Here is a 21673-nt window from a genome sequence, read left to right as displayed (position 1 = left end):
GTGCAGACAGGAACTAACGGTCCATTCTTTCAGCAGAATGGCAGGGGTTCACGGTCATGTCAAATCTCAAGATATCCACGCGTCTGCTGATGTTGATCGGCATCCTGTCGATGCTACTCGTGGCCATTGGCGCAATGGGCCTGTTTGGCATTAGCCAAACCGACGACGCGCTCAAGTCTGTCTATGTGGACCGCACCATACCCATGGGCCAGATTGCAGAGATCCAACGCCAGCTGTTGCGCAACCGCCTGGCAATTGCCGTCTCGCTGGTTACTCCTACTCCCGATGTGATCAACCCGGCAACGGCCGAGATTGACGCCAACATCGCCACGATCGGCAAAGTCTGGAATGCGTATATGGCCACCACCCTGACGTCGGAGGAGGCAAAGCTTGCACAGAAATTTGCTGAAGACCGCGCCAGGTTTTTGCAGGAGGGCCTGAGCCCAGCGGTAGCTGCCTTGCGCGCCAATGACATCGAGGCAGCCAATCGGGTCGTTGTGGAAAAAATTCGTCCGCTCTACGTGCCAGTACGTGCTGGCGTTGAAGCCCTGATGCAGTTACAGCTGGATGAAGCCAAGAGGGAGTTCGACACATCTGTGGCCCGTTATGAAACGATTCGCGCCTTCTCCATCAGCGCCATTGTGGGGGGTGTGCTTTTTGCCATCCTGTTTGGTCTGGCCCTTATTCGTGGCATTTCGCGTTCCCTGAAGCAAGCCATCGAGGCCACTGACGCAGTGGCCCAGGGCGATCTGAGTCACCCCATCCGGATTGAAGGCAAGGACGAGATTACCCGCTTGCTGGTCGCCTTGTCGACCATGCAGGCTAGCCTGACCCAGGTAGTGTCCAGCGTGCGCCAAGGCTCTGAAGGAGTCTCGACGGCCAGCGCCGAAATTGCGTCCGGCAACCACGATCTGTCTGCCCGGACCGAGAGTCAGGCCAGTGCGCTGGAGCAAACCGCCGCCTCCATGGAAGAGCTGAGCTCTACGGTCAGACAAAACGCCGACAGTGCGCGTCAGGCTAACCAGCTGGCCTTGAGCGCCAGTACGGTGGCGGTAAAAGGCGGTGAGGTCGTGGCTCAAGTAGTGGAAACCATGAAAGGCATTAATGACTCTTCCCGCAAGATCGCCGACATCATTGGTGTCATTGACGGCATTGCATTTCAGACCAATATTCTGGCGCTGAATGCCGCGGTGGAAGCCGCCCGTGCGGGTGAGCAAGGGCGCGGTTTTGCCGTGGTGGCCACTGAAGTGCGCAGCCTGGCTGGGCGCTCAGCCGCGGCGGCCAAAGAAATAAAAACCCTGATTGGGGCCAGCGTCGAGCGCGTGGAGCATGGTACTGCGTTGGTGGACCAAGCGGGCACCACCATGACTGAGGTGGTCAGCAGTATCAAGCGGGTAACTGACCTCATGGGCGAAATCAGTGCTGCCAGCAGCGAGCAGGCTGCGGGTGTTTCGCAGGTAGGTGAGGCCGTGTCGCAAATGGACCAGGTCACACAGCAAAACGCGGCCCTGGTGGAAGAGATGGCAGCGGCTGCCAGTAGCTTGAAATCCCAGGCGCAGGAGCTGGTGAGCACAGTGGCTGTGTTCAGGTTAAGCCCCGGGCAGGGACAAATAAATCACGTCCATGTCAAGGCGCACCGCGCGCTCCCTGCCCCGACCTAAGGAGCCGCAATGCGAACCAATCATCCTGTTACCCAGAACGAATACGAGTTTCCCGGTACGGAGACGCTGCTGTCGACGACTGACACCGCAAGCCACATCCTGTACGCCAATGCCGCGTTCATGCGCACCAGCGGTTTTTCCACGGAAGAGCTGATGGGGCAACCGCACAATGCAGTGCGGCACCCTGATATGCCGGTAGAGGCCTTTGCCGATATGTGGCGCAGTCTCAAGGAAGGGCAGTCCTGGACGGCACTCGTCAAAAATCGCCGTAAAAATGGAGACCATTACTGGGTGCGGGCCAATGCGGCACCCATGCGGCGCAATGGGCAGCTCACCGGGTATTTGTCCGTTCGGACCAAACCTACGCGCGCCGAGATTGATGGCGCCGCTGCGTTGTACAAACGCTTCAAGGATGGACGGGCTGGAGGCTTGGCCTTTCACCGTGGCTTGGTCGTACGCACTGGCGCCATGCGCTGGCTCAGTGCGCTGCAGCTGCTACCGACTGCCTGGCGAGTGCGCCTGCCTATTCTGCTGGCGGGCGCAGCGGTCGGCGCAGCTCTGGGCTTGTCCGGCCTGGGCGGTGCGGCTTTGGCGGCTACCGGCTCAGTGATCGCTGGTAGCCTGCTGTTGGCGTGGGGGTTTATTGAGTCGCAGGTCACCACGCCGCTGCACAAAGTTTTGATAGTGGCCCAGCAGGTCGCCAGCGGCGAGGCCGGCGAAGATTTGCGCTTCAACCGGTGCGACGAAATCGGACTGATTGCGCGTGCCATTAGCCAGTCCGGATTGAACCTGCAATCCCTGATGTCCGATGTGCGGGAGCAGGTTTCCGGGGTGCAAGTGGCGAGCAGAGAGATTGCCTCTGCCAACAACGACCTTTCCAGCCGAACCGAGCAGACGGCGTCCAGCCTGGAGGAAACTGCTGCGGCCATGGAGCAGCAAACTGCGTCCGTTCGCCAGAATGCAGACACCGCACAGCAGGCCAGCCGTCTGGCCAACACCACCACCGAGGCTGCGGCCCGCGGCGGCGAGGCCGTGGCCAATGTGGTCTCCACCATGGCGCTCATTTCGGGCTCCAGCCGCAAGATTGCAGACATCATCAGCGTCATTGACGGCATTGCCTTTCAGACCAACATTTTGGCGCTGAACGCCGCGGTAGAGGCGGCCCGGGCAGGTGAGCAGGGCCGTGGCTTTGCCGTCGTGGCCACTGAGGTTCGTAATCTTGCAGGCCGCTCTGCAGCGGCTGCCAAAGAAATCAAGACGCTGATTGATGATTCCGTCAGCAAGGTGGACAGTGGCACGCGTCTGGTGGCCGAGGCCGGTCACACCATGGCGGGCGTAGTCAACCAGGTCAGGCAGGTGAATGACCTGATTACAGAGATTACCGGAGCTTCCAAGGGGCAGGCCATCGGCATTGCGCAGGTGGGCCAAGCTGTCGCGCAACTCGATGAGATGACCCAGCAAAATGCCGCCATGGTGGAGCAGAGCAGTGCGGCGGCGACCAGCTTGAGCGAGCAGGCACAGCGCCTGATGGATGCGGTCAAAGTATTTTCCAATTGACAGCCATGCAGTCCAGACACCATCACCCCTACCAGGAGGCATTCGGCTGGTCGTTACTGGTTCTGGCTATTCCCTCTTTGTGGTGGGTTTATCACACCTCGACTCCGGTCGTGGTGGAACCTGCATTGTTTGTATTTTTTCACACCGTGGTGGAGCTCTTTGCCGTCGTAGTGGCTGCACTGGTGTTCGTCACGGGGTACCGCGCCATGGTATCGGCGCGCAATGGTGCCGTGGTGGTGTTGGGTGTTGGATTTTTGGGTGTGGCGTTACTCGATTTCTTGCACACCATGAGTTATGCCGGTATGCCGGATGCCATTTCAGCTAACTCGTCCCAAAAATCCATCTTTTTCTGGTTGTGCGCCCGCTTGCTCGCGGCAGGGGCGCTGTTGGCGTATGCGGTGCTACCAGCTGTGCCGGATGTGAGTCTGCTTCGAAAACGAATGAGTCTCGCACTGATGCTGGCTTTTGTCGCCGTTCTGGGATCCATCGGCTTGCTATGGCCAGACCGTGTACCTGCCTTGTTTGTAAACGGCCGAGGTCTGACTCCACTGAAAATTGGTGTCGAGTGGTTAATCATCGGCATCAATCTGCTTGCACTGGCGGCACTCTGGAAGCGCCGGGACGAGTTGGCTAACGAATGTGTGATGGCGCTGGGTTTTGGTGTGGCTCTATCGGCCGTCTCGGAGTTATTTTTCACTATGCTGGGGGTCATTGACAAGGATGCGGCCAACGTGATCGGGCACCTCTACAAGGTAGCCGCCTACTTGTACCTGTTTCACGCCACGTTTAACGAGTCCCTTCGCCGACCACTGGACCGGTTGACGGTTCAGAATTTGCGCGAAAAACAGGTGCTCAGCGCGGCTCCCGACGGAGTTTTGTGGGTGAACCAGACGGGACAAATCTTGATGGTCAACCCGGCTATGGAAGCCATGTCGGGCTATCGGGCCCATGAGCTGGTGGGTCAAAACGTGGATATTTTTCTTCCGCAGCACTTGCGGGCACGGCATGCCGCGTCCATGCGGGCTTTTTTCATTGATCCGCACGCCAGAGCCATGGGTGACATGGATCTCAAACTTATGCGCCGTGACGGGCACATGTTACCGGTTGATATCTCACTGGGATATTGGGAAGACGACGATGCGCGGCATGCCATTGCGTACGTGCGTGACCTGACTGAGCGAAAAGGATTTGAAGAGTCCTTGCGACACCGGGCTACCCATGATGAGTTGACCGGTCTGCCGAACCGATGGCTGTTTCGATTGCAGCTCGACCAGGCTTTGGCACATGCCAAACGCGGTGAGCGCCGAGTGGCGGCCCTGTTTCTGGATCTGGATGATTTCAAAAATGTGAACGACAGTTTCGGGCATGCGGCTGGCGATCAATTACTGGTGCAGGTTGCCAGTCGTTTGCGCGGAGTCCTGCGCGAAGACGATACGCTTGCCCGCATGGGCGGAGATGAGTTTGCCATTCTGATTGCCGATATGGACAGTGCCGATGAGGCGGTCAGCGTGGCCGAGAAGCTGTTGGCGGTGCTCGGCCAGCCCTATCAGCTGCAAAACCAGGATGTGCTGTCCGGTGGCAGCATTGGTCTGGCTTTTTATCCCGACGACACGCAGGAGAGCGAAAACCTCTTGCGTTACGCCGATATGGCGATGTACCAGGCCAAACAGTCTGGCCGCGGCGCCTACGCCTGTTTTTCAGCACAACTCGATCAGCATGCACATGAAAACATGCAATTGCATGTTCGGCTCAGAGAGGCCATTGATCTTGGGGTGTTGAGACTCTTTTATCAACCACAAGTTGACGTGGTCAGCGGTGGAATTGTCGGAGCAGAGGCCCTGCTTCGCTGGAACGATGCCGCTTTGGGCGAGGTATCGCCCGCGCGGTTTATACCGATTGCTGAAACGACTGGTTTGATTTTGCCTCTGTCGGACTGGGTACTGGAAACCGCCTGCCAGCAGATTGCCGCGTGGGAACTTGGGGGAACACCCTTGCGTGTGGCGGTCAATTTTTCAGCCCAGCAGTTCCGCCAGGGTAACCTGCCAGCCAAGGTGCATGCCGTGCTGCAGCGCACCGGTGCCAGTGCGCAACTGCTGGAGGTTGAGATCACGGAATCCGTCGCTATGGAGCATCCGGCGCTGGCACGCGAACAACTGGAGGCGCTGGTGGCGCTGGGCTGCACGGTGGCACTGGACGACTTTGGAACGGGCTATTCGTCACTGGCCTATCTGAAAGCGTTGCCGGTATCCGTACTGAAGATTGACCGGGGCTTCGTCAAGGACCTGCCCCATGGTCCCAATGATGTGAAAATTTCAAGGTCCATCATTGCACTGGCCCACAGCCTGGACATGACGCTGGTGGCCGAGGGGGTGGAAACCGTTGAGCAGTTGGAGTTTTTGCGCGAGCAGGGCTGTGAGGTATACCAGGGATGGCTGTTTGCCAAAGCGCTGGACGGTGCCGATCTGACCCGGCGGCTACGGGCTGGACCCGTTCAGGCCTGCGGCGATTGAGTCAAATAGTGCAACACCAACTTATCGTGTTGCGTGAGATTCTGGAATGCCAGACCGATGCAAAACGCAGGTTCAATGCCCGCCCTGTTGTTGTGGCAGATACGCCCCTTCAGGGTGAGTTGCATCGGCGCATCGTCAAAGGCGACCGCCATACTGACGTCGACAACGTCACCAATGGCCGCCAGGGCTGTGGGAGCCTTGATCATGGCGCCGGACAGGCTGATGTCGACCAGCGTGACATCCAGAGTCTGGGTGCCTGTTGCATGCGTTTTGTCTGGCACCTGCACGGTGGTGGGCCACGAGGTTTTGGTGCGCATGGAATGGCGCACCAAACGCGCGTCTACCTGTGCAGGATAGGCCAGCAACGCATACGCAAAGGGTTTCTCGAATGTTTGCAACACTTTGCTCAGGAATGAGAACTCATATTGACCAGTGAAGCAACGCACCACGCAGATTTCACCCTCTTCGAGTTCGGTTTTTGCGCCATCCGGGCCGACGGGCCCCACCATGACACCTTTGCCTTCGATGGCGCCAAAAAACTGTGACTCTTTTTTAGTGGCACCCTCCACCAGACGGCGGGTTTGCAGTGCCATGCCAGTGCGAAGACCCATGGCTTTCAGGGGGAGTCGGGCGACATCAGGGCTGCTGGCTTCTTCTTGATTCATGCGGGGACTTTCGGCAGGTTACGGGGCGCGGTCAGGCTCATGTGCCTGGCTTGGGCAGGGACTGGGCCCATTTCACAATGGTGTCCACCATGGGGGCTACGGCTTCCGGTGCCTTGATGTCCCCAGCCAGCACGTGCTGGCCCTTGCTTCTGCTGTAGTTCACCACTTCGATCGATTTCAGTGGAGAGCCAATCCGGCTAAAGGCTGACAGGGTTTCCTGCGGATCGACCGTTTGGTCCTGCTCGCTGTACAAAACCAGCACGGGCGTCTGAAAGAAGGACAAATCACTCTCGCGCACACTTTTCACCAGCGCCATCATCGGAAACAGTGCGCGTGTGGGGTAACGCGTGGTCCAGGCGTTGGCTTCACGCGCGTTTTCGGGCTGGCCACCGCGGTTTTCACCTTCCAGCGCCAATGCAATCTGTTGACCCCAGTGGCCGTTGATCAATTCCGAGCGCTTGTCTTTGGGACCAAAGTTGGGTGAGATGAATGCGTGGGCCGCCACCAGGCTTCCTTCGGGACTGAGGGCCAGCCAGGTTGCCAGCGTGGAGCCGGTGGAGCAACTGATCACCAGCACCCGTTCACCCAGTGTTTTTCCGATGCGAACGGCTTCAATGGCGTCGGCCATCCAGTCCTGCGCGCTGGCCTCACCCATGGCGGTCCCTGCGCGGCCGTGGCCCGCCAGTCGGGTGTAAAACGCGTTGGCACCCAGCTCTTTGGCGACCAGATCCGCTACGGGTGCGGTTTCCAGTCGGCTGGCTGAAAAGCCGTGAATATAGACCACCGACCATGGCGTGCGTGTTTTGGCGGCAGTGGCCCACACAATGCCTTTTGCCGTGCCGGGCTTGATGTCCGTGTAGGCCGCTTCGCTGGTTGTGAGCCAGTCATCCAGCGCGCCGATGCTCTGTGGGGGCAAGGTTCGCTGCGCAGGCGTGTTGGATCCGAAGGTGTTGCGCGGGCCCATAAAAAAGACGACAACCGCCAGCACCAGCACGATGACCAAGCCAAGGGCGATGCGAGACCCTAGCCGGCGGGGCGGCTTGTGGGGTGCAAAGGTGCGATGCATCATGGGTTTCTCCGGGTTGTTCGCGGCTTTGTCGCCGTGCGCGCGCTATAAGATCGTACACCGGCTGCGGGCCGACACACACAAGGGGTAGACAATGAAACAGCGATACATCGCATGGGCCTTGGTGGCTGGCGCGGGTTGGGTGCTTGCCGCATGCGCCTGGATGAACGACAAGGCAATGGGAGCCTTTTCGAGTTCAGTTGCTGCGACGGCCATTGTCAATGAGCAGCTGCTGCAGGGTGAAGTGCGACTCTTGCCGGACCGCACAGGCACTGTTACGTTGGAATCCGCCGCCAAAACACCGCTTTCCAACTGTGCCGGGCGACTGCGTTATTCCGGTACGACCTCCGGCGTGATGGACGTGAACTGCAACAACGGCACGGCGTTGTCCATGCGTGTGGCCTTTATTGGTGAAACCCGGGGGTACGCCTATGGGCAAACCGCCAACGGCCCCGCGAGTCTCACGTTCGGGTTGGCTCCGCAGGATGCCAAGGCGTATCTCGTGGTGCCCGCCAACCAGCAGTGGGTGGTGGGCGCTGAAGCCCTTGCGCTTGAGCCGAAATGACGCTTGCAATGCAGAGTGGTGTGGCGGAGCAGGTGGATTGCGTCGTGATAGGAGCGGGGGTGGTCGGCCTTGCGGTCGCACGGGCATTGGCACTGGCCGGCAGGGAAGTGGTTGTGTTGGAGGCTTGTCATGCGATTGGCACACAAACCAGTTCGCGCAACAGCGAAGTCATTCACGCCGGTATCTATTACACGCCAGGCTCTTTAAAGGCCGCCTTGTGTGTCCGTGGCAAGCAGCTGCTGTATGACTACTGTTCTGATCGCAACATAGCCCACCGGCGTTGCGGAAAATTCATTGTTGCCACCACCCATTCACAGCTTGCGCAGTTGCAGGTGATTCGGGCGCGTGCAGAGGTCAATGGCGTGCATGACCTTGCGTTGCTCAGCGAAGCGCAGGCTTGCGCCGCAGAGCCTGCGTTGCGTTGCCGTGGTGCGCTGCATTCGCCATCCACGGGCATCATCGACAGCCACGCGCTGATGCTGTCGCTATTGGGTGACCTGGAAAATGCTGGGGGTGTTTTAGCGCTGAATTCACCTCTAGCCCGCGCGGAATATGCCCAAGAAGCTATTGAATTGATATCGGAGGATGGCACTCGTCTGCGGGCCAGGACGGTCGTCAACGCGGCGGGCTTGCGGGCACCCGCGTTGGCGACACGTTTCGCTGGGCTGGACAGGTGCCATGTTCCAGTGGCTCACTATGCCAAGGGAAGCTACTTCACGCTGGCGGGGCGTGCGCCGTTTTCGCATTTGGTTTACCCGGTTCCCGAGCCTGACGGCTTGGGTGTGCATCTGACGCTCGACTTGGGTGGACAGGCCCGCTTCGGACCCGATGTGCAGTGGGTGGATTCCCCGGACGACCTTGAGGTGCAGCCCGCGCGAGGTTCTGCTTTTTACGCAGAGGTTCGGAAATACTGGCCGGAGCTGCCAGACGGCGCGCTGATCCCGGCTTACGCAGGCATCCGGCCCAAAATTCATGGCCCGGATGAAGCAGCGCGGGACTTTTGCATTCAGGGCCCCAGAGACCACGGCGTTGCCGGTCTGGTGAACCTGTTTGGCATTGAGTCGCCTGGGCTCACGAGCTCACTGGCCATTGGAGAATATGTCGTCAGTCTGCTGGGCGACTGATTCCCGAATTGTGCTGCGATCAAGGTATATTCTTTTAAGACGTTTTTTTTCACCGCATTTTTTTTGTCGATTTGGAGACAACATGGTTTCATCGGTTCACGCCCAGGCCCGTCGCATTTTGTTCGGTGCTGTGGTGTTTTGGGCTTGCGTTGCGGTTCAGGCAGGCAGCATTCAGGTGCAGGTTGCCGATGGCGCGGGTAAGCCGGTGTCGGATGCCGTGGTGTTTCTGGATTCTCCCGCTGCTAAAGCATTGGTCAAACCGGTTTTGGGTATGGAGATTGAGCAAGTGTCCAGGCAGTTTGCTCCGCGCGTGACTGTGATGCCAGTGGGTTCCACCGTGCAGTTCCCTAACCGGGACACGGTGCGACACCATGTCTACTCGTTTTCACCTGCGAAGAATTTCGAGCTCAAGCTCTACGCAGGCAATCCCTCAAATCCGGTACTTTTCGACAAGCCGGGTGTTGTGGTGCTGGGATGCAATATCCACGACCAAATGGTGGCGTGGATGCTGGTGGTGGAAACACCGTATTACGGCAAAACCAATGCAGCGGGGCAATTGACGCTGGCAGGCGTATCGGCTGGTAGCTACCGCCTGCATGCCTGGCACGCCAGTCTGCCGGTGGGTGCACCCGCACAGGAGCAGCCTCTGAGCGTCACGTCGGCTGATGCGAATGTGGTGGTCAACTTGAAGGGTGTTTCACCTTGAATATATTGCGTCAATTCCGCTCGAAGTACCAACGCTGGGGCTTGGTCCGGCGGATTGTGCTGCTATCCGTCGCCTTGTTGCTGTTGATTCAGATCGCGGTGCAAACCGTGGTGCGCAGCAGCATTGAGGACAGCGTGCAACTGAATCTTCAGCGGGAGTTGTCGTCTGACGAGCGGGTCTGGTCACGGCTGGTGGAGCAAAACGCCCAAAGGCTGCAGCTGGGCGCATCGGTGTTGGCTTCGGACTTTGGCTTTCGTGCTGCCGTATCGTCAGCCGACGCCGATACCATCGAGTCCGCACTGGAAAACCATGGTGCCCGTATCGGTGCCACTATTTCCGCTTTTCTGAATCCGGAATTCCAGCTCACGGCGATGGCGAACCCGAAGGATGCCGGGGTGACCCGCCAGAATCTGGTCGAGGTCGGACAGTCCATGGCGCGCGATGGTCAGCAAGGACGCATGGCGCTGGTGCAAGGACGACTGCACCAGTTCGTCATGGTTCCGGTTCGTGCGCCGCTGGTGGTGGGCTGGGTCGTGATGGGCTTCGCTGTCGATCAAAGCCTGGCCACCGATATGCAGGCCTTGTCCGGGGCCCAGGTCATCATCGTTAATCACGCAGGTGAAACAAACCAGCAGGTTATCTATTCAACGCTTCCAGGACCTTCCGCTGCGGGCGTGGCCCTGCCGGTCGATACGCGGGGCACGCTGGAAATCGGGGATGAGGAATTTGCCATCAAATACGTCGTACTTCCGGGCAGCGCGGATGGGCTGAAGGCAATTTTGCTCCGATCGTCCCCAGAAGCGCATACGGTTTTTGATCGCATGCAAAAACTGCTTTTGCTGATTGATGGTCTGGCCTTGTTGCTGTTTGCAGTAGGTGCAAGCTTGTTGGCCCGGCGGGTCGCCAAGCCACTGGATTTGCTCGTCACCGACACAGAACGGCTGGGGCGGGGTGACTACTCGCAACCGGTGAACGACTTTGGCCGCCATGACGAGGTGGGCAATTTGGCAAGGTCGTTTGACCGCATGCGCCTGAATATTCAAGCCAGCCAGTCCGAAATTCGCCAACTGGCTTATTGGGACCGGTTAACGGGCCTGCCCAACCAGGCCCAGCTTCGGGAAGCCCTCCTTGCCATGCTGGCAAAAGAGTCCACCGCGCTCCAGCATGCGGCCGTTATTGTGCTGGATCTGGATCGGCTGAAGCACATCAACGATGTGCTGGGCTACAGCTTTGGCGACCGCGTATTGCAGGTCGTCGCGCAGCGCCTGACCCGTCTCGCCCAATCGGAGCAGGCTTTGGCTGCGCGGGTGACGGGTGGCGAGTTTGCCTTGCTGCTGGGGGCGTGCGACGCCGGCCGGGCGCTGACTGTGGCTCGGCAGATTACCCTGGCATTTGAAGAGCCGGTAACGCTGGATAACCAGACGGTCGATTTGAGTGCGGGCATGGGTATTGCATGCTGGCCCGAGCATGCCGACCAGGTGGATGTGCTGTTGGGACGCGCCGAGCTGGCCATGTACGCGGCCAAGCGCAAGAGCATAGGCACATTGGTGTACGACCCGTCGCTGGATTCGGGTAGCGCCCAGACGCTCTCGCTGCTGACCGAGCTGCGCCAGGCGATCGACCGCAACGAGTTACGGCTCTTTTTGCAGCCGAAAATTGGCTTGTCCGACCACCGTGTTTCGGCTGCCGAGGCGCTGGTGCGATGGCAGCACCCGACGCGTGGCATGGTGCCCCCCATGGAGTTCATTCCGTTTGCGGAGCAGACGGGCTTCGTTCGGTACCTGACGCTCTGGATGTTCGAGGAGGTGGCCCGCCAGTGGCGCAGTCTGCAGCCTTCGGCGGGCCTATTGCGCATTGCCATCAATCTGTCGACGCGCGACTTGATGGACCTGGAATTTCCCGCCAAGATTGATGCCCTGCTGGCCCAATACGATGTGCCGCGCGATGGGCTGTGTCTGGAAATTACCGAGAGCGCCATCATGGATGACCCGCAGCGCGCGGAGGCTACGCTCAACCAGCTTTCATCGAGTGGCTACAAACTGTCGATCGACGACTTTGGCACCGGTTATTCCTCGCTGGCGTATCTGAAGCGTTTGCCGGTCAATGAACTCAAGATCGACAAGTCATTCGTGATGGGCATGGAAACCGATGCCAGTGACGCCAAAATTGTCCGCTCTACTATCGATCTGGCCCATAACCTGGGACTGACCGTCGTGGCAGAAGGCGTGGAGAGTGCGCATATTTACGACATGCTGGCCGAGCTGCACTGTGATGAAGGGCAGGGCTACCACATGAGCCGGCCCTTGCCGGCTTCAGACTTCAACGCGTGGCGCGTACGCTGGGAATCCCAGCGTTCTTGATGGCCAGCGCAGCGTCTTTTACGAGCTGCGGCCCCTGGTAAATCAGTCCCGTGTAGATTTGCACGACATCTGCGCCGGCCCTGATTTTGGCCACTGCGTCTTCTGCGCTCAGGATGCCGCCTACGCCGATGATGGGGAAAAGCGGACCCAGCGCCGAGCGCAATTGCGATATGACCTTATTGCTCAACTCCCGCACAGGCGCTCCCGACAGGCCGCCCGCCTCCTGGGCATGCGCCATGCCTTGGACCGCCTCGCGGTTCAGCGTGGTGTTGGTGGCTACCACGCCATCCATGCCGTGGCGTACCAGCGTGGCGGCAATCACCGCGACCTGCGCTTCGTCCAGATCCGGTGCAATCTTCACAAAAATTGGAATCCGCTTGCCATGCTGTTTCTGCAGCGCTTCACGCCGCTGGGCAATGGCACCCAGCAAAGCGTCGAGCGCGGCGTCGCTTTGCAGCGCGCGCAGGTTCTTCGTGTTGGGGCTGGAAATATTGACGGTCACATAGTCCGCATGCGGATACACGCCGTCCAGACAGAGCAGGTAATCGTCGGTGGCATTTTCAATCGGAGTGGCCGCGTTCTTGCCGATGTTCAGGCCCAGCAGCATGGTGGGGTTTTTCTGGCGGCGCAGCGCAGAGCGCTGCACGTTTGCCACAAAGGCATCCAATCCGTCATTGTTGAAGCCCAGCCGGTTGATCAGTGCGTTGGCAGCGGGCAGGCGGAACATGCGGGGCTTGGGGTTGCCCGGTTGCGCCTTGGGGGTCACGGTTCCTACCTCGACGAAGCCAAAGCCCATGGCACCCAGTCCGTCAATGCACCGGGCATTTTTGTCCAGGCCTGCCGCCAGTCCCACCCGGTTGGGGAAATGAAGACCCGCCAGTTCAATCGGGTCATCCACCCGGGCTGCACAGTAGGCCCACTGCAAGGGCGTGCCCTGGGCCTTGGCGAGGCTGGCCATGGTGATTTCGTGGGCGACTTCGGGGTCCAGACTGAACAAAACTCGGCGGGCCAGCCCGTAGGGAACAAGAGACATCGGATAATTCCTGCAATATTTCAACAACAGCCCAATTTTCACCGATGAATAGCACCAACACCCCCAATCCTGCCGCACTGACACAAGATGAACTCAAAACCCTGGTGGGGCAGGCGGCCCTCCAGTATGTGGTACCGGGTGAAATCGTGGGGGTGGGTACCGGCTCCACGGTCAACAAGTTCATCGACGCCCTCGCGACCATGAAGGACCAGATCAAGGGTGCGGTTTCCAGTTCCGTGGCCAGCACCGAGCGTTTGCTGGCCTTGGGCATTCCGGTTTTTGACTCCAATGACGTGGACAAGCTCTCCGTTTATATCGACGGCGCAGACGAAATTGATGGCCACGGCAACATGGTGAAGGGTGGTGGCGCTGCACTGACCCGCGAAAAAATTGTGGCTGCGTTAGCCAGCCAATTTGTATGCATCGCCGATGAATCGAAACTGGTACACGCACTGGGCAAGTTTCCACTGCCCGTGGAGGTGATTCCCATGGCCACGCGGCGCCTGATCAGCCAGTTTGCAGCCAAAGGCGGCACCGCAACAATCCGCCTCAAAGATGGCAAGCCACTGGTGACCGACAACGGCCAATGCATCCTGGATGTGACGGGTTTGCAGATCACGGACCCTTTGGCGTTTGAATCCGAAGTCAGCCAGTGGCCAGGCGTGGTCACCGTGGGTGTTTTTGCCAGCCAGCGTGCCCAGGTGTGCCTGCTGGGCACAGCCAGCGGTGTCAAGACCCTGACGTTCTGAGGCCTTCACCCGGTTAATCGAATGGCTGTCTCCCCATTTACAGAAGTTCTGACGCTTTCCAACACGCAGATTGCCATTGAGGCCGCCGCGACCCTGGCCTTTGCATTGTCCGGACTGATCGAGGCGGCTCGCAAGCGGCTGGATGCAGTGGGTGTGTGCGTAGTCGCTGGTTTGGCCGCGTTCGGCGGCGGCACCCTGCGGGATATCCTGTTGGACCGTCGACCCTTCTTCTGGGTTGAACACGCTGCCTGGCTGTGGGTCCTGCTGGCCTTGTGCGTGGGTGCCATGGCCTTTCTGCGGGCACACCATTTTAAGCCTACCGAGCGGGCCATGCAGTGGCCCGATGCATTGGGGCTGGGTTTGTTTACCGCTGGTGGCACGCAGATTGCGCTCGATGCGTCCATGCCTGCAATCGTTGCGGTGCTGATGGGAATGGTTACCGCCGTGTTTGGCGGCGTGATGCGTGACATGGTTTGCAACGAAATCCCGCGTGCCTTTCGAGACCATCAGCCTTACGCGGTGTGCTCCTTTGCCGGTGCCTGGATCATGGTGATTGCCCAGTTCCTGGGCGCACCGCAATGGGGAAGCCTGGTTGCCGCCGCGGCAACTGCTACCGTGTTGCGCCTATTGGCACTTCAACGGGGCTGGAGCTTGCCGGAGTGGCACTCAGGCCACAGTGACGACAGTCACTAGCCCGAGGGCTGTTTGACCTAAAACTGAATGCCTGCCGGGTTAGTCGGGCTGGTTGCTGGCGGTGCCGACTCCGCAGCGGGTTGTTGTGGTTTTTCCTCGGCCTTGGCTGCCGGTGGCGCTGCTTTTTGCACGCTGACCAGCGGCGTTGGCGCCGGATTTTTGTAGGTGGCTGGAAGTACGGATGTCTTGGGGTAGCCTGCGGCGTCCAGGTACTGCGTCCACTCGGAGTCAATGAACCCCTTGATGCGCTGACTGCCAATGCTGAGCGACGGCAACGAGGTCTCGCCGCTGAGTCGCTGCAGGTAGTCGCCATCTTCTGGTGTAGTTACCGTGCGTTCATTGAAGGGGATGCCACGCGCAGTGAGCAGAGCCCTCCCGGTATCGCAGGGTACGCATTTGGGGGCGGTGTACAGGGTTACCGGGTATTTGTTCGCCACCTGGCGAAGTTCAAAAGGTAATGCGGACGCGGACGCTGCGCCAGTGGCTCCCACGCCCGTGCCGGAGATTTTTCCCTTGTCTGCCGAGACCGGTGGTTTGTCCGAGAAAGTGACCTTGCCGTCGGCACCCACGATTCGGTAGATTGTCTGTGCCTGTACGCCTGATGCAGCGCAGAACATGGCAGTGCTGCACAGCAAAGATGCGACGATCCGGTGTTTCATGTGAATGCTCCTCTTATCTTTCAAATAGTCACAGGCAGATCAGGCGGGTCAGGCGGACATGCCCTGGTGGCGCAACAAAGCGTCCAATGTCGGCTCCCGGCCCCGAAACGCCTTGAACGACTCCATGGCGGGCCGGCTTCCACCCGCTTCCAGAATCGCTTCGCGGTATTTTCTACCGGTTTCCACATTGGGCAAGCCATCGGGTCCGGCTGTTTCCTCAAAGGCCGCATACGCATCGGCGCTGAGGACTTCTGCCCATTTGTAGCTGTAATACCCGGCCGCGTAGCCTCCTGCAAAAATATGGCTGAATGTATGGGCTGTTCGGCTCCAGGCGGGTGGCTGCAGCACCGATATTTCGCTGCGCACCTGATCGAGCAAAGGCATGAAATCCTGCTGGGCGTCGTGTTCCGTGTGCAGCAGCATGTCAAAGAGAGAGAACTCAATTTGTCGCAGCGTCTGCATACCGCTCTGGAAGTTTTTGGCGGCCAGCATCTTGTCAAACAGCGCGCGCGGCAGTGGCTCACCGGTTTCTGCATGCGCGGTCATGTGCTCCAGCACATTCCACTCCCAGCAGAAATTTTCCATGAACTGGCTGGGCAACTCCACAGCGTCCCACTCCACTCCGCTGATGCCAGATACGTCGTGCTCATTGACTTGGGTGAGCATGTGGTGCAACCCATGGCCGAACTCGTGGAACAGGGTGGTCACGTCATCGTGCGAGAGCAGGGCGGGCTTCTTGACGCCGTCCACTTCCATGCCGTCGGCAAAGTTGCACACCAGGTGGGCCACGGGTGTTTGCAGTTGTGCAGTATCCGGGCGCAGCCAGCGGGTACGCACATCGTCCATCCAGGCACCGCCGCGTTTGCCGCTACGCGCCGTAGGGTCGAGGTAGAACTGGCCCACCAGATGGGTGCCGGCCGGGCCGGTGCGCTCTATGCGATAGAACTCCACGTTGGCATTCCATACCGGCGCAGTGTCGGGACGGATGGACACGTCAAACAGCGTTTCCACAATCTTGAACAGGCCAGCCAACACCTTGGGGGCCGTGAAATACTGTTTGACTTCCTGCTCGCTGAAGGCATAGCGCGCTTCCTTGAGCTTCTCGCTCACATAAGGCCAGTCCCACGCTTGCGGGTCAGCCATGTTCAGCTTGTCCTGCGCAAAGGTGCGCAGGTCCGCCAGGTCTTTTTCGGCAAACGGTTTCGCCTTGTTCGCCAGATCCCGCAGGAACGCGATGACAGCCGCAGGAGAGGTCGCCATTTTGGGTACCAGAGACAAGGCGCCGAAATTGGGATAGCCGAGCAACAGCGCTTCTTCCTTGCGCAGGGCCAGGATGTCGCGAATGCCTTGTGAATTGTCAAACTTCAGCGCAGCGGCGTCAGCCTGATCGGAGCCGCGCGTGACATAGGCTCGGTACAGGGTTTCGCGCAGTGCGCTGCTATCGGCAAACTGCATCACGGGCAGGTAGCAGGGCATTTTGAGGCTGAGTTTGTAGCCTTCTTTGCCTTCTGCCTGGGCGGCAGCGCGCGTGGCTTGCTGCACGTCATCGGGCACGCCAGCCATCTCATCCAGCGTAGCGTAGTAGCTGAAGCTATCGGTTGCGTCCAGTGTGTTCTCGCTGAACTTCTGGCTCAACGCGGCCTGTTTTTCCTGAATTTCAGCGAAGCGCTCGAGCTGGGCACCCACCAGATCGGCGCCGCCCAGCACAAAGTTGCGCATCGCATTTTTATGAGCCTGTCGCTGTTCGGCATTCAGTGTGCTGACATCAACGGCCTTGTATTTGGCGTACAGGCGCTCATCGGCTCCCAGACGGGTCCAGAATTCCGTGACCAATGGCAGCGCTGCGTTATAGGCTGCTCGCAGTTCCGGGGTGTCAGCCACACTGTTCAGGTGACTGACGGAGCCCCAGGCCAGGCCCAGTTTCTCGGTGGCCACATCCAGTTCGCGCGCTATGGCTGTCCATTCTGCAGGGAAGTCGGCTGCGGTAACCGTCTCCAGGGCCTTATTGGCTTGGGCCAGCAGGTTGTCGATGGCAGGCGCGACATGGTCCGGTTGGATCTGGTCAAACAGGGGCAGCGTTTCAGAACTCAGAAGAGGATTCATGGATGGATGGGGTGTGGATGAATGCGAAATGGCTAATGCTTATGTGGGTACAGCGGCTAATGTTTCAAGCCGTGCCGCTTCGCGTTCGGCGGCCTCCAGGGTGTTGACCAGTAGCATGGTGATGGTCATGGGGCCCACGCCACCCGGGACCGGAGTGATGTAGCCGGCAACCTGGCTGACGCCTGCGAAGTCGACATCGCCACACAGTTTTCCTGCGCCTTCTTCTCCGTCGGGAATACGGTTCATGCCGACGTCAATCACCACGGCGCCGGGCTTGACCATGTCGGCGGTCAGCACATTGCGTTTGCCCACGGCCGCCACGATTACGTCAGCTTGCAGGGTCATGGCCTTGAGGTCCGGTGTCGCGCTGTGACACACGGTGACGGTGGCATTCTTTTGCAGCAGCATGAGCGCCATGGGTTTGCCCACAATATTGCTGCGTCCGATGACCACCGCGTGCTTGCCACGCAAGTCGTAGCCAATCGACTCCAGCATCTTCATGCAGCCGTAAGGGGTGCAAGGCCAGAATCCGGGCTGGCCCACCATCAGGGCCCCCGCGCTGGATACATGAAAACCGTCCACATCCTTGGCGGGTGAAATCGCCTCAATCACCTTGTGTGCGTCGATGTGAGCGGGCAGCGGGAGCTGCACCAGAATGCCGTGGATGCTGGGGTCGTTGTTGAGCGCATCGACGCGGGCCAGCAGCTCTGCCTCAGTCATGCTGGCGTCAAAACGCTCCAGCACCGAATGCAGGCCGGCGTCAGAGCAGGCCTTGACCTTGTTGCGCACATAGACCTGGGAGGCCGGATTTTCGCCGACGAGCACGACGGCCAGGCCGGGCGTCAGGCCGCGGGCCTTGAGCGCGGCGGTACGCAAAGCAACGTCGCCCCTCAGTTGGGCGGAAAGTGCATTGCCATCAATGATCTGGGCGCTGGTACGGGTAGTCATGGTCATATTGCTAAGTAAAAACGCCCGCAGTCCAGGTGGAGCGGGCGTAAGGTGCTATTGAATTGGTAGCGTCAGGTCTTTGTGGCGTTTTGTCCCAATGCAATCTTCAAAAGGTCTGCGACGGTATTTGCGCTGAGCTTTTCCATGATATTGGCGCGGTGGGCCTCCACCGTCTTGATGCTGATGCCCAGGTCGTCGGCAATTTGTTTGTTCAGTCGACCAGCCACAATGCGCTCCAGCACCTGCGACTCGCGCAGAGTCAGCTTGGACAGCAAGGCGTCACGGTTGGCCGAGGTCTGATAGTCGGTAAACGAATCCTTCGCATGCTCCAGCATGCGTTCCACCAGATCTACCAGCTGCTCTTCCTTGAATGGCTTCTGGATGAAATCCATGGCGCCTTTCTTCATGGTGTCCACGGCCATGGGCACGTCGCCATGGCCGGTGATGAACACAATGGGCAGGGGTGAGCGGCCTTCCACGAGCCGGTTCTGCAGCTCCAGCCCGGTCATGCCACCCATACGGATATCCACAATCAGACAAGCTACCTCACGAGCGTCGTATCGGCTCAGGAAGGATTCAGCCGAATCAAAGCAACGAACCCGGTAGCCTTTTCCTTCGAGCAGCCATTGCAGTGAGTCGCGCACTGCCTCGTCGTCATCCACTACGTAAACCGTACCTTTTTTGGGAATCAAGCTCATTCAGTGTTCCAGGGTTTTATTTGCGGTTGCGCTGATTGCGTGCCAGATCAGGGCTGGCTTCTGTCAAGGGTATCCAGAACGAAAATCGGCACCCCGATACATCGGCGCCATTGTAGATGTTCTCGGCGGTCATTCGGCCCAGGTGGGATTCCACAATGGAACGGCACAAGCTCAGGCCAATACCCATGCCGTCGGCCTTGGTGGAATAGAAGGCTTCATACAGGCGGGCCATGACTTCCGGTGCCAGACCCTTGCCTGTGTCCTGTACTGAAAACTCCACAACCGGCTTTTCCTCAATGGTGCGGGGAATGACCCGCAGTTCCACATTGCGCTCGGACGTGGGGCGAAATGCCATGTCAATGGATTCGGCTGCATTGCGCAGCAGATTCACCAGCACTTGCTCGATCAGTATGGGGTCCACCATCAGCACGGGCAGCCGCGCCGCAACGTAGTAGTTCAAACGCACATTGAAACGGCGGAGTTCCAGTTCCGCCAGTTCCACCGCTTCAGAAACCATGAGACTGATTTCCGAGGGGGTTCGATTGGGTTCGCTGCGCTTCACGAAGGCGCGAATGCGGTGGATGATCTGTCCCGCACGTTGTGCCTGCTTGGCCGTTTTCTCCAGTGCGCCCAGCAGGTCTTCTTCGGTGATTTGCTTGGCTTTGATGCGCGACACCATGCCATTGCAGTAGTTGTTAATGGCCGTCAACGGCTGGTTCAACTCGTGGGCCACACTGGAGGCCATTTCGCCCATGGTAATCAGGCGACTTGCATTTTGGGCCCGCTCGGCTTGGCTCGCAGATTGTTCTTCAGCCAGGCGCCGGCTGGAGATGTCAGTGGCAATCACCATTTGCGCCAGCCGCCCATCCACCCAACTCAGGTAGCGCGTGCGAACCTCCAGCCATTTGCCGATTTCCGTGATGAAAATCTCCGCGCTCTCGGTATCGGTGTCGGGCAAGGCGGTGGTGGGCAGGCCGGCAAACGAGTCCACGCTGTCCATCGACTCGTCATTCGTCGGGCTCGTCGGTACGCCTGCCTGTGCCACCAGTTGAAGGTGTCCTCCCGCCTGCGTGCCGAACCATTGGCGGTACAGTTTGTTGGCAAACAGCAATTCGTCGCTGCCCAGCGGAGCCACTGAAATGGACGCATCCAGCGCTTCCAGCACCGTGGTGAAACGCTGGTGTGACGCAGACAACTGCTCCCGGACCCGGTTGGGTTCCGTAATATCCGTCATGGAGGTCATCCAGCCGGTTTGGGTGCCCATTGCGTCAATTAGCGGCGACACGTAAAGGCGGGAGTCAAATAGGGTGGAATCCCGACGCTTGACGCGTACCTGGATGCCGCCTTTTCTGGCTTTTCCTGCCAGCTCTTCTTCCAGCAGCGTGGTCAGTTGTTCCAGGTCGCTATCGGGCCAGTAGGGGAAAGGTGCCGTTCGGCCCACCAGATCGGATTCAGACCAGCCCGTCATCTGGCAAAACGCAGCGTTAACGTAGGTAATACGCCCTTGCAAATCCATGGCGCGCATCCCGGTGAGCATGGAGTTTTCCATGGCCCGGCGGAAATTGGTTTCTGAAATCAGTGCCTGCTGTGCCTGCACACGCCTGCGGGTGTGACGCCAATTGGCAATCAACATCCATGCGGTCATCACGCTCAGGGCGGTGACCAGCCAGAACAATCCGCTGCCAATAACGCCCAGAGACGTCCGGTAGGCCTGAGCGCGAATCATGAGGCCGCTGCCGACTGGCGATACAGGCATCGAATATTCGTTGGCAGGACTGGCCCAGGGCAACAGATTGGCGATCTTCCGTTTGGGCATGGCAGTGCCAGCCAGCAAGCCACCGTTGGCGTCCAGTAACGATATGGCATACCGCGCAGACACTTCCGAAGGGACGCCGTATCTGAACAGGCCATCTACCGAGTACTCGGTCAACAGCACGCCGGAAAACTTGCCACGGTCGCTCAAGGGCACTTGCATTTGCAAAAGAGGCGCGCGGTCCTCCGTCCGGACGCGCTGCAGGTACACCGGCTGGCGCGATTCGCGAGCCTGAGCAAACCCATTCAGGGTGTCGCTGCGTTGTGGGCCGTCCGCTGACTGGTTCAATTGGGTGGCCGCAAGGATGGCCGAACCCAGGCTGGTTTTGACCCGCCGGCGGTCATCCACCCAGGCGATGCCCTGCAACTCCGGGTATTGGTTCAGCATGGACTCGGCACGGGCCTTGAAATCGACCGCGTCCAGCTCACGGTTGGAAACTTCGCGCGCGATGCGCATGACCTGTTCCTGTCGTTCCAGCAATCGCAGACGAAGGCGCTGCTGGGTGTACTCCACATCGCGCTGGACCGCTTGCTGCTCCCGGTCTATTTCTTCGGCGCGCAGATAGCCCAGCGCCGCCACGATGGCCGCAAAAAAAAGCAATACCGCCGCAAGAGGAGCCAGCATGGCGACCCGATCCTGGCGGTGGGGCGTCAGGCGCTGCCACCAGCGCCGTGCGCGGCCGACAGTGGGCAGGTTCAGCTGACCGGTCAGCGTTATCAGATTGGGCAAAGGCATGGCCCAAGTGTAGGTGACGAGGGTATTT

At 59.3% G+C, this 21673-nt stretch carries 17 protein-coding genes; 9 read left to right on the top strand and 8 right to left on the bottom strand.

Going from position 1 to position 21673, the window contains the following annotated elements:
- The first annotated feature begins 56 nt into the window (after positions 1-56).
- From AC097W_RS09885 to AC097W_RS09875, 3 genes are read left to right on the top strand one after another with little or no spacing between them, the layout of a single operon-like run.
- Positions 57-1661 (top strand): methyl-accepting chemotaxis protein, encoded by a 1605-nt coding sequence (locus AC097W_RS09885; RefSeq protein WP_479602329.1) that lies wholly within the window; start codon positions 57-59, stop codon positions 1659-1661.
- A 9-nt stretch (positions 1662-1670) separates the two neighbouring features.
- The gene (locus tag AC097W_RS09880) at positions 1671-3218 is read left to right on the top strand and encodes a methyl-accepting chemotaxis protein (protein WP_479602328.1); all 1548 of its coding nucleotides are present in this window, start codon (positions 1671-1673) and stop codon (positions 3216-3218) included.
- A 5-nt stretch (positions 3219-3223) separates the two neighbouring features.
- On the top strand, positions 3224-5728 hold the full coding sequence (locus AC097W_RS09875; RefSeq protein ID WP_479602327.1) for a putative bifunctional diguanylate cyclase/phosphodiesterase: 2505 nt from the start codon (positions 3224-3226) through the stop codon (positions 5726-5728).
- Here AC097W_RS09875 and AC097W_RS09870 read toward each other — a convergent pair.
- Complete coding sequence (locus AC097W_RS09870; protein WP_479602326.1) at positions 5710-6393, bottom strand: PilZ domain-containing protein; 684 nt, start codon at positions 6391-6393, stop codon at positions 5710-5712. The genes AC097W_RS09875 and AC097W_RS09870 overlap by 19 nt on opposite strands.
- Positions 6394-6430: 37 nt before the next feature.
- On the bottom strand, positions 6431-7462 hold the full coding sequence (locus AC097W_RS09865) for an alpha/beta hydrolase (protein ID WP_479602325.1): 1032 nt from the start codon (positions 7460-7462) through the stop codon (positions 6431-6433).
- A gap of 91 nt (positions 7463-7553) precedes the next feature.
- Between AC097W_RS09865 and AC097W_RS09860 the strand changes: the two genes are divergently transcribed.
- From AC097W_RS09860 to AC097W_RS09845, 4 genes are all read left to right on the top strand, one after another.
- A complete protein-coding gene (locus tag AC097W_RS09860; protein ID WP_479602324.1) occupies positions 7554-8024 on the top strand; it encodes a hypothetical protein in 471 nt (156 codons plus the stop codon).
- Positions 8021-9148 carry an NAD(P)/FAD-dependent oxidoreductase gene (locus AC097W_RS09855; protein WP_479602323.1) on the top strand — a complete coding sequence of 376 codons (1128 nt, stop codon included), beginning with the start codon at positions 8021-8023 and terminating at the stop codon, positions 9146-9148. The genes AC097W_RS09860 and AC097W_RS09855 overlap by 4 nt, the downstream gene beginning before the upstream one ends.
- Positions 9149-9230: 82 nt before the next feature.
- On the top strand, positions 9231-9854 hold the full coding sequence (locus AC097W_RS09850; RefSeq protein ID WP_479602322.1) for a methylamine utilization protein: 624 nt from the start codon (positions 9231-9233) through the stop codon (positions 9852-9854).
- A complete protein-coding gene (locus AC097W_RS09845) occupies positions 9851-12214 on the top strand; it encodes a putative bifunctional diguanylate cyclase/phosphodiesterase (RefSeq protein WP_479602321.1) in 2364 nt (787 codons plus the stop codon). The genes AC097W_RS09850 and AC097W_RS09845 overlap by 4 nt, the downstream gene beginning before the upstream one ends.
- On the opposite strand, the gene AC097W_RS09840 is transcribed toward AC097W_RS09845, so the two are convergent.
- Positions 12174-13247 (bottom strand): quinone-dependent dihydroorotate dehydrogenase, encoded by a 1074-nt coding sequence (locus tag AC097W_RS09840; protein WP_479602320.1) that lies wholly within the window; start codon positions 13245-13247, stop codon positions 12174-12176. The two genes, AC097W_RS09845 and AC097W_RS09840, sit on opposite strands and share 41 nt — an antisense overlap.
- A gap of 44 nt (positions 13248-13291) precedes the next feature.
- On the opposite strand from AC097W_RS09840, the gene rpiA reads away from it, so the two are divergent.
- Positions 13292-13996, top strand: coding sequence for a ribose-5-phosphate isomerase RpiA (gene rpiA / locus AC097W_RS09835; protein WP_479602319.1), 705 nt, complete (start codon positions 13292-13294; stop codon positions 13994-13996).
- 21 nt (positions 13997-14017) lie between these two features.
- Positions 14018-14689 (top strand): trimeric intracellular cation channel family protein, encoded by a 672-nt coding sequence (locus AC097W_RS09830; RefSeq protein WP_479602318.1) that lies wholly within the window; start codon positions 14018-14020, stop codon positions 14687-14689.
- A gap of 17 nt (positions 14690-14706) precedes the next feature.
- Here the strand turns inward: AC097W_RS09830 and AC097W_RS09825 are convergent, their stop codons facing one another.
- The 5 genes from AC097W_RS09825 to AC097W_RS09805 form a co-directional block, all read right to left on the bottom strand.
- Positions 14707-15348 carry a glutaredoxin family protein gene (locus AC097W_RS09825; protein ID WP_479602317.1) on the bottom strand — a complete coding sequence of 214 codons (642 nt, stop codon included), beginning with the start codon at positions 15346-15348 and terminating at the stop codon, positions 14707-14709.
- A 48-nt stretch (positions 15349-15396) separates the two neighbouring features.
- Positions 15397-17451 carry a M3 family metallopeptidase gene (locus tag AC097W_RS09820; protein ID WP_479602316.1) on the bottom strand — a complete coding sequence of 685 codons (2055 nt, stop codon included), beginning with the start codon at positions 17449-17451 and terminating at the stop codon, positions 15397-15399.
- A gap of 39 nt (positions 17452-17490) precedes the next feature.
- Positions 17491-18399 (bottom strand): bifunctional methylenetetrahydrofolate dehydrogenase/methenyltetrahydrofolate cyclohydrolase FolD, encoded by a 909-nt coding sequence (folD, locus tag AC097W_RS09815; protein WP_479602315.1) that lies wholly within the window; start codon positions 18397-18399, stop codon positions 17491-17493.
- Between the two features lie 71 nt (positions 18400-18470).
- Entirely contained in the window at positions 18471-19097 is a 627-nt protein-coding gene (locus tag AC097W_RS09810; RefSeq protein ID WP_479602314.1) for a response regulator transcription factor, read from the bottom strand.
- 16 nt (positions 19098-19113) lie between these two features.
- Positions 19114-21645 (bottom strand): PAS domain-containing sensor histidine kinase, encoded by a 2532-nt coding sequence (locus AC097W_RS09805; RefSeq protein WP_479602313.1) that lies wholly within the window; start codon positions 21643-21645, stop codon positions 19114-19116.
- Positions 21646-21673: the final 28 nt, after the last annotated feature.

This window comes from Rhodoferax sp. GT1R46 (assembly GCF_056521285.1).
The sequence above is the reverse complement of the archived record's forward strand: the minus strand, read 5'-3'. Positions and strand labels throughout refer to the sequence as shown.